11 protein-coding genes and 1 CRISPR repeat array are annotated in these 12,972 nt (G+C 42.0%); of the genes, 8 read left to right on the forward strand and 3 right to left on the reverse strand.

The genetic code is table 11. The annotated features are described in order from the left end of the window. Positions 1-9: 9 nt before the first annotated feature. Positions 10-711: a CRISPR direct-repeat array (repeat unit 32 nt; unit sequence ATTTCAATTCACGCACCCATAAAGAGTGCGAC). Positions 712-1,066: 355 nt separating this feature from the next. The 4 genes from cas4 to FFM78_RS11465 all read left to right on the forward strand — a co-directional run bounded on the left by cas4 (position 1,067) and on the right by FFM78_RS11465 (position 3,728). Beyond that, positions 1,067-1,723 (forward strand): CRISPR-associated protein Cas4, encoded by a 657-nt coding sequence (gene cas4 / locus FFM78_RS11450; protein ID WP_223877065.1) that lies wholly within the window; start codon positions 1,067-1,069, stop codon positions 1,721-1,723. Next, positions 1,720-2,751 carry a type I-C CRISPR-associated endonuclease Cas1c gene (cas1c, locus tag FFM78_RS11455; RefSeq protein WP_137638556.1) on the forward strand — a complete coding sequence of 344 codons (1,032 nt, stop codon included), beginning with the start codon at positions 1,720-1,722 and terminating at the stop codon, positions 2,749-2,751. Before cas4 ends, cas1c begins: the two co-directional genes overlap by 4 nt. 9 nt (positions 2,752-2,760) lie before the next feature. Continuing rightward, the gene (cas2, locus tag FFM78_RS11460) at positions 2,761-3,051 is read left to right on the forward strand and encodes a CRISPR-associated endonuclease Cas2 (RefSeq protein WP_137638557.1); all 291 of its coding nucleotides are present in this window, start codon (positions 2,761-2,763) and stop codon (positions 3,049-3,051) included. 269 nt (positions 3,052-3,320) lie between these two features. Then, positions 3,321-3,728, forward strand: a complete 408-nt coding sequence (locus tag FFM78_RS11465; protein WP_137638558.1) for a pyridoxamine 5'-phosphate oxidase family protein — start codon at positions 3,321-3,323, stop codon at positions 3,726-3,728. Positions 3,729-3,801: 73 nt separating this feature from the next. Here FFM78_RS11465 and FFM78_RS11470 read toward each other — a convergent pair whose 3' ends face one another. Further along, positions 3,802-4,836: an NAD-dependent epimerase/dehydratase family protein gene (locus tag FFM78_RS11470; RefSeq protein WP_137638559.1), complete on the reverse strand. Its 1,035-nt coding sequence runs from the start codon at positions 4,834-4,836 to the stop codon at positions 3,802-3,804. A gap of 108 nt (positions 4,837-4,944) precedes the next feature. On the opposite strand from FFM78_RS11470, the gene FFM78_RS11475 reads away from it, so the two are divergent. From FFM78_RS11475 to FFM78_RS11485, 3 genes are all read left to right on the forward strand, one after another. Beyond that, positions 4,945-5,391 carry a MerR family transcriptional regulator gene (locus FFM78_RS11475; protein ID WP_137638560.1) on the forward strand — a complete coding sequence of 149 codons (447 nt, stop codon included), beginning with the start codon at positions 4,945-4,947 and terminating at the stop codon, positions 5,389-5,391. A gap of 213 nt (positions 5,392-5,604) precedes the next feature. Beyond that, a complete protein-coding gene (locus tag FFM78_RS11480) occupies positions 5,605-6,924 on the forward strand; it encodes an NCS2 family permease (protein WP_137638561.1) in 1,320 nt (439 codons plus the stop codon). Positions 6,925-7,218: 294 nt separating this feature from the next. Then, positions 7,219-7,539 (forward strand): type II toxin-antitoxin system RelB/DinJ family antitoxin, encoded by a 321-nt coding sequence (locus FFM78_RS11485; RefSeq protein WP_171001892.1) that lies wholly within the window; start codon positions 7,219-7,221, stop codon positions 7,537-7,539. A 223-nt stretch (positions 7,540-7,762) separates the two neighbouring features. Here the strand turns inward: FFM78_RS11485 and FFM78_RS11490 are convergent, their stop codons facing one another. Further along, a complete protein-coding gene (locus tag FFM78_RS11490; protein ID WP_137638563.1) occupies positions 7,763-8,059 on the reverse strand; it encodes a DUF2316 family protein in 297 nt (98 codons plus the stop codon). Between the two features lie 92 nt (positions 8,060-8,151). On the opposite strand from FFM78_RS11490, the gene FFM78_RS11495 reads away from it, so the two are divergent. After that, on the forward strand, positions 8,152-8,580 hold the full coding sequence (locus FFM78_RS11495) for a MarR family winged helix-turn-helix transcriptional regulator (RefSeq protein ID WP_137638564.1): 429 nt from the start codon (positions 8,152-8,154) through the stop codon (positions 8,578-8,580). Positions 8,581-8,876: 296 nt separating this feature from the next. Here the strand turns inward: FFM78_RS11495 and FFM78_RS11500 are convergent, their stop codons facing one another. Next, positions 8,877-11,771, reverse strand: coding sequence for a KxYKxGKxW signal peptide domain-containing protein (locus FFM78_RS11500; RefSeq protein ID WP_137638565.1), 2,895 nt, complete (start codon positions 11,769-11,771; stop codon positions 8,877-8,879). Positions 11,772-12,972 lie beyond the last annotated feature (1,201 nt).

Below are 12,972 nucleotides of genomic sequence, written 5' to 3' on the forward strand. Positions count from 1 at the left end.
ATATTGCGGATTTCAATTCACGCACCCATAAAGAGTGCGACATACCGCAATGGCTGATTGCTGGTGTGATTGGTGATTTCAATTCACGCACCCATAAAGAGTGCGACGTTACCTTATTTTCTAAAAGTAGACATTGTCGGATATTTCAATTCACGCACCCATAAAGAGTGCGACTTTAGCCATCGTCTACTCTCCCTTATACTCGAACAAATTTCAATTCACGCACCCATAAAGAGTGCGACATTAGCCATACTACCGCACCAATTATTGCAGAAAAAATTTCAATTCACGCACCCATAAAGAGTGCGACTCGAAGGAGCTAGCGACTGAACTTATTTATTTTTATTTCAATTCACGCACCCATAAAGAGTGCGACTTGGAGTGTAAGTGCGCATTGCTTTAAATGGCAATATTTCAATTCACGCACCCATAAAGAGTGCGACGTTTTACGTATCTATCAATATCAAAATCATTAAGATATTTCAATTCACGCACCCATAAAGAGTGCGACCGCGTTGCTCAAACGTAACTGACTTGCGTCAGTTTGATTTCAATTCACGCACCCATAAAGAGTGCGACGCGTTGCTCAAACGTAACTGACTTGCGTCAGTTTGATTTCAATTCACGCACCCATAAAGAGTGCGACAAGCAAATGTATCACATTAACTAAGTGTTCTTTATTTCAATTCACGCACCCATAAAGAGTGCGACCGCAAAATATGGGTTAAATGCAACTTATTCCCTATATCTTGTGAATAATACTATTTGGTAGAGAACAAAAAGTAATGAAGTGCAAGAAGATTACAAAAGAAGCCATAATTTAGGTGCGAAACGGCCTGATAAATTATGGGGACTGTTCGTTCGCACTACACAGATATTTTTACCAGATTAGTATCATCACTGAAATTCTATCATTATTATCGAGTCTGTGCTAGCCATATCCAAGTGTAGGCATTGTTGATCAGGTTAAAATTGATTTTAAATAAAGCGTTTACATATCGCTGAGCGATTGCTAGTATAGATTTAAGCATTTTGTTATTTTAAAATTATTAATGGGATGATGCACTTGGAATATAGAGAAGACGATTTTTTGATGATTTCAGGAATTCAACATTTTCGCTTTTGTCAGCGACAATGGGCCCTGATCCATATTGAGCAAGCATGGCAGGATAACCTATTGACATTCGATGGACAGATATTACATACCAAGGCCGATCAACCAGAAATCCGAGAGAAACGTAATGATAAATTGATTGTACGCTCATTGCCTGTACATTCGTGTGAGTTAGGATTAACTGGGATCTGTGATATTGTTGAATTTACTGAGACACCAAACGGAATATCAATTTTTGGCAGCAAGAAAAAGTATTTACCTCAACCAATTGAGTACAAACATGGACATAAAAAATATGATTTATCTGATACATTACAGCTATTGGCACAGGCTGTTTGTTTAGAAGAAATGCTTGGGTGTCAAATAACTTCTGGTGGTATTTTTTATCAAAAAACAAGGCGCCGTGAAATAATTAAATTTACTGCAGAATTACGTGAACAACTCGCTAAGACGATGACCCTAATGCATCAATATTGGACCAAGCGGTATACACCTAAAGTAAAGACGGGGGCTTGGTGTAAAAGCTGCTCATTAGTCGATATATGTTTACCAGAGCTGTTGTCTAAACAAACCGTAGAAAGTTATTTGCGGCGGAGGCTGGATGAATGAAGAAATTATTGAATACATTATTTGTAACAACGCCAAATGCATATTTATTTTTGGATGGTGGAAATATAGGAATTCGGGCAGATGAACAAGTTCTAGGGAAAGTGCCATTACTTAATTTGGAAGGTGTTGTGACGTTTGGTCGCTCAGGAGCCAGTCCGGCGCTTATGAGTGAGTGCATGCAACACTCGATTCCTATGACTTTTCTATCACCGCAGGGCAAATTTTTAGGTCGGGTTATTGGCATAAGTAAAGGCAATGTTGTTTTACGTAAACGGCAATATCACATCGCCGAAAATTTAACGGCCAGTAGCTTAATTGCGCGTAATTTTATTATTGGTAAGATCTATAATCAACGCTGGATGCTTGAGCGAGCAACACGTGACCATGGACTAGTTATTGATACACCACGTTTTAAGTCAGTATCTAGTCAATTTAAGGAAGTTACAAAACAAATTATTCAGTGTGTGGATTTGGAAACAATTCGAGGTATAGAAGGAAATGCTGCAACGCAGTATTATAGCTTATTTGATCAACTGATTCTACAGCAAAAAGATAATTTTCAATTTCACGGACGAAATAGACGGCCACCATTAGACAATGTAAATGCTTTGCTTTCGTTTACATATACTTTATTGGCACACGATACTGCGGCTGCATTGGAAACAGTTGGACTGGATGCTTATGTTGGTTTTATGCATCAGGATCGGCCAGGACGAATATCATTGGCTTTGGATCTAATGGAAGAGTTGCGTGGGGTTTATGCTGACCGTTTTGTGTTACGCTTGATTAATAAGCGTATTGTTTCAGCAAAGGATTTTCAGAAAAAGGAAAATGGGGCTGTTCTATTACGTGATGAGGCACGAAAACGTTTCTTAACTGAATGGCAGGCGCGTAAACAGGACACAATTGTTCATCCGTATTTAAACGAAAAGATTGCATGGGGTTTAGTGCCATATTGTCAGGCGTTACTGTTAGCGCGATATTTGCGTGGTGATCTAGATGCATATCCACCGTTTTTATGGAAGTAGGTGAGGAAGATGTTAATTGTTGCGGCCTACGATATTGCAATTACTTCTGAGGGTGGCACCCGTCGGCTAAACCGTGTTGCTAAAACTTGTTTGCGTTATGGGCAACGTGTGCAGAATTCAGTTTATGAATGTTTGATTGATGATTTGACGTTTGCTAAAATGCGTCAAGAACTGACCACAATAATCAATCCTAATTTGGATAGTTTACGTTTTTACAATTTAGGTAATCATTATGAAAATAAGGTTATCCATGTTGGTGTTAAGGAAGTACAGGATTTATCTGGACCATTGATACTTTGATCTTCACACAAAATTGTTACTTCGTTATCAAATAATAATTTTCTGAGTGATTATGGTCTATCTTACTTTCGCAATGTAATCTTTATTTTAGCAGACTTGCTTTCAACAGAATGATTACAAGTTAAAGCACAATAATTTAAACACTCATTATAATGGACATTGTATTGCCACACAGTATAATAAAGCTAGATGAGGCTCAGTATTGTGATCAAACTGTTAGTTTTATCTACGTTATGCGCATTATCTTATATCAAGGAGATGCATGATCAGTGAATGCAAAAGCTGAATTTAAGCAAGTTATGCAAGAAGCAACTGAGGTATCGATCGCCACATTAGCTGTTGACGGCCAAGCACCAGATGTTCGAATCGTTTTATTTGTTTATCTACCTACGACGCATCAATTATTATTTATGACTGGTGCGGATTCACCTAAAGCAGCACAGATCGCGGCACATTCAGCGGCGGCCTTTACGACACAGGCAGTGGGTGAGCAGAATTTTGCACGGGCTAAGCAGGCCCAGATCCAAAAGGTCACGCCAACTGAAACAATGAAAAAGACTTACTTCGATAAGTTCCCGGCGACGGCTGCTTACGCGGCACATAGTGCTTTCTTTACTGTTGATTTCAATTCGGTCGATGTGACCGCTGCACATCAAACTGAGACCATCACTTTTTGATCAAGGCTTGACATTAAAAATAGTGACTGTAGGCATACAACCTGCGGTCACTATTTTTTTAGTTTTAATGCTGTTAATTTTTAATTTGGCCAGTACGGATCAAGGTGTCAACGGCGCTGAGAATTGCAGTTTCATTATTATGCAGTGGTTGCCAGCCGAGTAGGCTTTTGGCGCGTTGGTTACTGACGTGGTGATTTAATTCCAGTAATAGGCGGCCTTCCCGCACGCGCTGATTGAACGGCGCACCTAACCGAATGAGCCAGGAAGGCAACGGTTTGGTTGGCAGCTTAGCGGCTAAAGCTGGTCGTTGCGTTTTGATCAGTTGTACGATTGCTGGCATGGCGATCGGGTCGTCATTAACGGCCAGGAAACGTTTACCGGCTGCGGCTGGGGTGCGCATTGCTTGGATGTGCATTGCGGCAACATCGCGCACATCGATCAGGTTGATCGCAATATTCGGGATCCGTTTTAATGTGCCGTCTAAAAAATTCTGGATCAGACCGAAACTACCAGAAACGTGATCACTTAAGGCTGGGCCTAGCATGGCGCCTGCATTGACGGTCACTAATTCTAGCTGGTTGTTCGTCTGCTCAAGGTAAGCCCAAGCACTTTTTTCGGCTATTAATTTAGATCGTTCATAAAGTGAAAGACCAGGTTCAGCAGGATCCGTCCAGTCAGCTTCGGTAGTGATGTGGTGCGGATCTTTGTTGCTAAAGCCCACCGCACCTAAGTTAGCGGTCAGCACAACGCGCTTGACGCCGCTGGCTGCAGCAGCCTTAAGAATGCGCAGGGTGCCGGCAGTGGCGGCTTGGGCAACGGCGGTGGTGGCAGTGTTGCCATTGACAAAAACCGGTGCCGCGACACTAAGCACATAAGTGATGCCAGCCATTGCCGCCGGCCAATCGGCATCTTGGGTCAGATCGGCTTTGACAAAAGTGAGCCGCTCTAGGTGAGGAACGTGATTGGCCTGTAAAGCTGCGCTCACCGCGCTTTTTTTAGCCAGTGTGCGCAGGGTCGTGCGGACAAAATAGCCGCCAGCCAATAATTGTTTGATCAGGTGGAGCGCTAAAAAGCCATTACCACCTGTGACTAATACTGTTTTGTGCATTGTTAAAGCGCCTCGTTAATTATAAGTTGTTTGTTGCCATTATTTAGGTTATGCTAACGATGTTAAACCTTAGACATAACTCTAAGGCAAGTAAAAAGGAGAATTTAAATGACTTATACGATCAAAGAAGTGGCGGCTAAGGTTGGGTTGTCCGTGTATACACTGCGGTTTTATGATAAACAAGGTTTGTTGCCGTTTGTGGTACGTGATCAAGCGGGCTACCGTGCATTTACCGAAGGAGATCTGAATTTGTTGCGCACGATTTGTTGCTTGAAGAATACTGGAATGAAAATTAAAGCGATTCGGCAGTATATTGATTACGTGATGGCGGGGCCGGCTTCGGTTGCACAGCGGCGTACCTTATTGCGGCAACATCGCCAGGCCGTTGTCGCACAGCAACAACAAATCGCGCAAAACCTAGCCGAGATCGACTATAAATTAGGGCTGTACAGTGCGCCCAATGCTGCCGGCGTAGTTGCACAAGAACTTGCCTTTGCAGTTGCGGAGAAGCAGGCCAATCACTTGGCGAATCCGTATCAAAATACACAGGCCTGAGCAGAATGTTATTTCGGCTTGATCTATGCGCGCTTAAGCGTAAATCCGGTTGAAGTTAGGGGTTACTAAAATACAATTGTTAGAACATTTATATGGTGATACGGTGTTACTTTTCTATTTGTCGGCGTGGCCGCCGTTGTTTTTAGGGTCAGCCTATTCATTTGCTGAAAAAGCTATGCTATGATGGAAGCTGTTGTGAAATTCTATGGAGAGATGGGATGGCTTGTGACAGCGATTAAAAAGTATTTTCAGTTAGATGAGTTAAATACCACGGTGCGCCGGGAAATTTTAGCCGGCTTCACCACGTTTATTTCCATGGCCTATATTTTGTTCGTTAACCCTAGCGTGCTTGGGGCTTCAGGGATGAACAAAGGGGCAGTATTTACCGCCACTGCCTTGGCCAGCGCGTTAGGCTGCTTGTTGATGGGGGTGTTGGCCAAATACCCGATCGCCACTGCGCCGGCGTTAGGCATCAATGCCTTTTTTGCTTACTCTGTAGTGATTGGGATGAAAGTATCGTGGCAAACGGCTCTGGCCGGGGTGTTCGTCGCGTCGTTGATTTTCATGTTGATCACAGTGTTCAAGTTACGGGAAATGATCATCGATGCGATCCCCAGTGATTTAAAGTATGCGATTTCCAGTGGGATCGGCTTGTTTATCGCCTTTCTTGGGTTAAGTAACGGTGGCTTGATCGTGGCAAATAAATCAACTTTAGTGGGGTTAGGTTCATTTAGCGGCACCACTTGGTTGACGGTTTTCGGTTTGCTAGTGACGGCTATTTTAATGGTCAAACACGTGCCAGGCGGGATTTTTATCGGCATGGTGTTGTCCGTTATTTTAGGACTGATCACCAAATTGATCCCGCTACCTAGTCATTGGATCGCCGGTGCACCAAGCTTAGCACCAACCTTTGGTGTTGGCATCATGCATATTGGCGATATCAACACGATTCAGTTGTGGGTGGTTGTACTGACCTTTTTGCTGGTGACTTTCTTTGATACTGCTGGCACCTTAGTCGGCTTGGCACAGCAAGCAGGTTTCATGAAGGATAACAAAATGTCCCGGGTCGGTAAGGCCTTAATGTCCGATTCCACTGCCATGCTGGCCGGATCAATTTTGGGTACGTCACCAGTTGGTGCTTACGTTGAATCTTCTGCTGGGATCGCCGTTGGGGGTCGTTCTGGTTTGACGGCAGTGGTGACCGGCGTGTTCTTCATTTTAGGCATGTTCTTCTCGCCATTATTGTCAGTGGTGACTAACCAAGTGACTGCGCCAGCCTTGATCATTGTCGGTGTCTTAATGGCCCAATCGTTGAAGCACATCGACTGGGGCAAAATGGAAATCGCGATTCCGGCCTTTTTGATCGTGATCGGCATGCCGTTGACGTACAGTATTTCTGATGGGATCGCGTTAGGCTTCATCACCTATCCGCTCACCATGTTAGCAGCTAAACGAGGCAAAGAAGTGCATCCGCTGATGTACGCGTTATTCTTCGTTTTCTTAGGTTTCATGTGGATCCTAAATATTGAATAGTTAAGTGGGGGCTCGCAGATAATGCGGGCTTTTTTAGTGGAAGTGGCTTTATTTTTTGTGCGCTAGCTTATCAAGTTTTTCAGGGGGACACCACTTGTTTGCGCCGACTGAACGATCAAGCGGACACCCAAGCTTTTTAAATGTAGAGATAATATTGCTATAAAGTGACCGCAATTGATCTGACAGCTAAAACGGTCATCGTCATTATTTTATTATGAAAAGAATGCTAATTTGTAGAGTTTAGTATTCTATATGATATCGTATAGGTATCATATAGGTGAGAAGGCGGTAAAGATGCAAGAAACTAATAAAAAAGTATCTTTCACAATTCGCGTGAATGCACAAACGAAAAAAAAGGCAGATCAAGTGGCTGAAAGCTTAGGTATTTCATTGACAGCAGCAATTAATATGTTTGTTGAACAATTTGCTCGCGAAAAAGGTATGCCATTTACACCAACGGCTAATCTGCATGAACATACGTATTCAGAAGCAGAGCTTGAACTAATGTTTGTGGATTTATTAAAACAACGAGTAAAAAATGCAATAGACCAACCTGGGCTTCCTGGTGCCGATTTAACTGCTAGATATGTGCAACACCGTACGGAGAGAGACTGACTATGAGATAAATGTTTGCGCATAAGCAGAATAAAAAACACTAAAAGATAATCAACTGTAGTTAAGAACTAGGCCTTGTTCCTAAAAGTACTAGTTCTTTTTTAGTATTAGCCATCGTGGCCGGTTTAATTGGTGTCGGTGCGATTTTTTGGGATAGATGGCATCAAAAAGTGTAACTTGAGCAAGCAAAAACAGCCGATTCGCGATTGAATCGGCTGTTTTTCTACAATACGCCACGTTCAATTTTCTTAGCATTAAGGAACCAATAATCATGATAATCGCCGACCAAAGCCGTGAATGGCACGGGCTGTTTACCGGCGGCGCTGATTTGCTGTAATAAATAATTACGCAAGATCCATGGATTTTCAATTGCTTGCGTGCGTAGCTGGGTAAGTGCCACGATCGTGTCCGGGTCCGTGTGTAGATCATGGGCAATGGTGGTGGTCGTTAAGCCAGAGAGTTGCAGATTCTGTTTGAATTCAGTAATCGTTGCTTGTTGTTGTGCACGGGTCAAAGACACAGGAAGACCTCCTTTAGTTGTAATTACAACTATAAAACTAACTACAACTGTTGTAGTTTAAACTAAGACTGAAAAGAAAGGCAGTGTTGACCATGAACTTAGGCGTAACAACAAGTTTGACCGAGGAGCTATATCGGCTGAGTATACAGCAACAGCATTTTGTACTTACCCGGCTACGCAAGCTTAACCTCAACGAATATCAAGCTCGCACGCTGAACTATATTGCCGGCCACAACGGCACAATTCAAAAGGAATTAGCCGCCTATCTAGGTAAACAAACGGCAACGGTGACGAATATTTTGAAGGGACTGGAAACTAAAGGTTACATCACGCGCAAAATCCCTGCCGGAAATGAACGACAAAAGCAGCTTTATTTAACTGCAGCTGGAAAAAATATTGTGAAGCAGATCCAGCAAATTTTCCAGGAACTAGAGACGAAAGTGCAACAACAACTTTCTACGGAGCAGTGCGCTAGCTTAGCGGCAATTTTGCAGCAGCTGAATCAGCGCCTTGATCAATAATCATATAGCATGATCATTAAAAGCAAGCCACCTATCACTTTTTATGTACTATGTGGCTCGCTTCATACACTAAGCACAATACAAGATCGATATTTTGCTTATAGCAAATGGGACTAGTTATCGTTGCTTTGCTGAGAACATAAAGTTTAGGTCACTTTGATTTAAGCGCTTATATGATTGGCTAAAGACAAAGTAATTAGAAAGAAACCGGCAACCAGCCAATTAGCTATTATGAGTGGACAGCAAAACAGCCATTAACGGTCCCACCGTTAATGGCTGTTTTTAGTATGATCGCTTTAGGCTTGCACTGCAGTGTTAGTATCAATCGGTGTCGTTGTTTGACCATCAGCGGTTACTTGCAGCGTAGTTGAATCAGCTAATTCATCGGTAGCGGTGTAACCTTCGATCGTGATCGTGTCACCAGCCTGTAGATCTAGCGGATCAATGGGGATGCTAAATGTTCCATGCAGATTATCCGGATTATCTGGCTCATCTCTAGTAAAGGTGCCGCCGATCGTCAGAAATTCACCATTGACATACACGATCGCATAACTCATATCGCCAGTGTAGTTATCAGTGTAATCACCGGTAATAACATCACTGCCATTGAAGCAGTTGATCGTACCGAAGCCAGATTCAGTAACTGCAGGCTGGGCTTTGATATCGGTCGTAGCGATAACCGTCCCGTTAGCATCTAGCCCCTGCAAGATCACATTATCACCTAAGCCAATTGCCACATCAACTGGATAGGTGAAGGTGCCATTCTCAAAGGTCCCGCCAGTACTAACTTGGACACCATTGATCAGTAAAACGGCACTCTTAATATTACCAGCATAACTACCGGTGATTGCATGGTCACCGATCGTATAGATTTTAGCAGCAATCTCGCCAGTATAAACCATGCCCAAATTAACGGCGGCGGTATCCAGTGGCGTTGTCTGATCAGTTCCGTAAGCCTGTAAAATAACTAAATCCTTTATAGTGTTGATCTTTTCTACAGGGACATTAATGGCGAAATTGCCATCTGTCATAGTAGCTGGGCCTACTACCGTACCATTAACTAGTAAAATAATCGTTTTAACATCACCAGTGTAACTACCGGTAATACGCTGATCTTGGTTGATCGTGTAGGTATTACCAGTGACGGTTCCAGTTTCGGTTTTCTTGTTTAATTTAACATCTTCGTGATCTAGTTCTGTCGCACCAGTCCCATAAGCAACGACAACAACTTTATCGGTAAGATTAGTAATGGTATTGTTTGCTACAGTGATGGTGTAAGTGCCATTTGCTGCGGTGGCGTTACCCACTGTTGTACCGTTAACTAACAAAATGACGGCTTTAACATTGCCGGTATAAGACCCAGTGACTGTGGTGTCTTGATTGATCGTATAGTCGTTAACGGCGATCGTGCCAACTTCATCTAGATTGACCTGTGCGGTATCTAAAACGGTGTTATCTGTTGCCAGAGCCTGTAATTCTACAATATCATTGACAGAATTGATTATGCCTGGAGCAACCACATAACTGAAATTGCCGTTGGTGAAGGTACCACCGGTGCTGATCAGTTGATCGTTCACATATAAGTTAGCGTGAGTAACATCTCCAGTGTAAGCACCGGTAATAGTTGTATTTTGACCGATCGTATAAGTTGCAGGTGCGATCGTGCCTTGCTGCGTATTCTCATAGTACAAGTAGCTAACATCGGGACAACTTAACCCTGGTGTAAAGTCGAATAAATTAACGGTTGCAAACCGTGCACCAAAGGTATAAGCCCGCTTATTTTTGACCTGTGGTGTTGTCACTACTAAGGGAATAGTGACCGTCGTTGAACCCAAGAAACTGGCACTAGCGATTTGATTCATGAATTCACCTTTGGTACTGACCATTTGTTTTGCCAAACTAATTGCGGCATTGATCAAGGGATCAGCAACACTGTGAGCTAGACTGGAGGCAATTGTTGCGGAACCAAAGAAACCACCAGTGATCGTGAAGGTTTTGGCTGCTGCACCTAAGCGATCGATTAAAACGTTGACCTCGTCAGCAATCGTTGCGGCCTTACCATCAATGCCAGATAAATCTAACAATAGGTTATTACTACCGAAGCGTTGTACGTCAACTGTAACGGTATGCTGACCTAAGTCTTTGATTTGTTGACCGATCTGTAACTGCTGTTCGACTGCAGCAAAGTTAGTTCGCAGTCCCGTTAACCAACTTGCTCCGTCAACTATAGCGCTGGCTGCTCGTAATGCGGCATCTAATGAATCGGCTAAGTGCGAGATCACATAAAGCTGAGAAACATCAACCGATAGATTAGAAATAACAGTTGCTTTGCCACCTACAGTAACTTGTAGATCCTTCGGTAGCACAACGTGGAGGTATTTACCGTCCTCACCAAATTTATTTGCCTGAACTACAGAGCTGCCGACTACAACTAAGTTAATATCGGTTGTAGTCGACGCTGTAGCTGATCCGGCTGATGGTAAAGCGTTCTTAGCCGTTTCACCTTCACCAGTAGGAACAACCACTAATTTATCAGTATCGTTACCAAGATAGGCTTCATCATCAGGATTGGTATCAACGGCAACATCCGTATCATTGAATAGTGCCTTGTTAAAGACTGCACCGCCGTCAACCGTCGGATAGGTTTTACTTTGACTTTGGTCTGATGCTACGGGAGCCGCACTGGCACTTGAAGCCGGTGTTGCCGCAGATGTTACCTCTGCTGTAGTCGATGCTGCTGTACTTGTAGCCGGCGCGGTATCAGCACCAGTTGCTGCCGTACTGGACACCGTCGTTGCTGTTTGTGCACTTGTAGCGGCTTGTGATATATCAGATGTGCTACTCGCTTGACTTGCTGCTGACGTAGGCGTAGCACTTGCCACAGTGCTAGTGGCTGTTGTTGCTGCGCTGACTGTACTGGTTGTTGCGGCTGTGCTAGTAGGTAGCGTGCTGGCACTAGCAGAATCTGTTGCCGGTGTAGCATTAGCGGACACAGTAGTGACTGAGCTTGTTGCTGGTGTGACGCTTGTTGCGGCCTGTACTTGACTAGCTCCGACTCCGCCCAAGAGTAAAGCTAATGTTGCCGTTCCAGCAATCACCCATAATTTTCCTGTCTTGTACATCCGGAATCGAACGACCTTGTTACCTTGTTGCGTTAATTGCTGTTGCTTGTTTTTTGGTATATTACGCATTGCAGTATTCCCCCCCAAAAATATGTTTGAACAATAATGGCCAACTCAATAGTTTAAATATAACGGGTCAGTTCTAATAATTCAATTCCAATATTAGGGGTCAAAATTTACAAAATTTGACTTTTTTACCTAAAATGAAAATTTGCGATGATTTTACATTTTTATTACTACAACTATATACCGCTAAAAACGGCCGTTTTTATCATTTCGTTTCCAAAATGATTTCAAGTTAAAAATAAAAATATTTTTCCAATATTGATTAGAAATTAGCCAATGATCTAGACCAAATTACAATATAAATGGCTTTTAGTTAAATTTTTAAATGAACTACAGGCTAAGGTGGTACTGAGTAGATTTAATAAAAATATTGTGGTTGTTCAGCTAGCACAAAGGATTATAGCAAATATGAATTTAATGCTTTAAAATTGGTATAGGTTAATTAAAAGATGCTAAAAATGGTTGTAGTGACAATATTTTCCTATGGTAGAATAAATTTGATGATCGAATGGAAGAAACACTCTAATTTTTTTGAAGCAGCGTTTGCATAAGTGAATGGGGAAAACCTGATAATTAAATTGCTAAATTCATCCGAGAATTCATTTGTTTTATAGAAAACGGTTTCATTGCCGATATAAAAGCGGCACTTTGATTTTAGGAAACTCAGTATAATAATTACTTGTAATTACGCGAAAATTGGATGCTAATGCCGCTATAAAAGCGATTTGTAAGGGCCATTCTTAAAAATAAAAAAGTCAATATTCATATAGCGTATTTACGAAATTTGACATCGAATTTTTCCAATTCTTATGGTTTGAATACATTATATCTTATTATAAAACTATAACAAATTGTGGTCTAATCGGCTTTTAAGACAAAAAACACATTTTTATATTTAAAAATTCAAATTAAATTCAAACTTAAAAACGGCTTTTTTTGGTCCCTTTTGGGAATTTGACTATTTGACACTAAGTATTGGTACATGTAATAATAACTTCGTAATCAACCGGCGCATTGAAAAATAGCGCTGGAAGATAAAAATAATTTTTGTGAAATTGTCGGTAAAGACAAAAGGGGGACATAATTATGTTTTTGAGCAAGAAGTTTTTCTACGTAAAGTCAAGTATATTAGGACTCTAAAGTCTTAATTTCTGACATATTTGACATTATTGCTTTAATCGGGGCGTTTTATTTCTAAATTAGG

The sequence above is a fragment of the Loigolactobacillus binensis genome (genome assembly GCF_005405165.1).
In the GTDB taxonomy this organism is placed as follows: domain Bacteria; phylum Bacillota; class Bacilli; order Lactobacillales; family Lactobacillaceae; genus Loigolactobacillus; species Loigolactobacillus binensis.

What these genes read in the sequence shown, in the direction of transcription:
- cas2 (WP_137638557.1), top strand. Translation starts at nt 2,761, where the DNA reads ATGTTAATTGTTGCGGCCTACGATATTGCAATTACTTCTGAGGGTGGC.
- cas1c (WP_137638556.1), top strand. Translation starts at nt 1,720, where the DNA reads ATGAAGAAATTATTGAATACATTATTTGTAACAACGCCAAATGCATAT.
- FFM78_RS11475 (WP_137638560.1), top strand. Translation starts at nt 4,945, where the DNA reads ATGACTTATACGATCAAAGAAGTGGCGGCTAAGGTTGGGTTGTCCGTG.
- FFM78_RS11470 (WP_137638559.1), bottom strand. Translation starts at nt 4,836, where the DNA reads ATGCACAAAACAGTATTAGTCACAGGTGGTAATGGCTTTTTAGCGCTC.
- FFM78_RS11485 (WP_171001892.1), top strand. Translation starts at nt 7,219, where the DNA reads ATGCAAGAAACTAATAAAAAAGTATCTTTCACAATTCGCGTGAATGCA.
- FFM78_RS11495 (WP_137638564.1), top strand. Translation starts at nt 8,152, where the DNA reads ATGAACTTAGGCGTAACAACAAGTTTGACCGAGGAGCTATATCGGCTG.
- FFM78_RS11480 (WP_137638561.1), top strand. Translation starts at nt 5,605, where the DNA reads ATGGGATGGCTTGTGACAGCGATTAAAAAGTATTTTCAGTTAGATGAG.
- FFM78_RS11500 (WP_137638565.1), bottom strand. Translation starts at nt 11,771, where the DNA reads ATGCGTAATATACCAAAAAACAAGCAACAGCAATTAACGCAACAAGGT.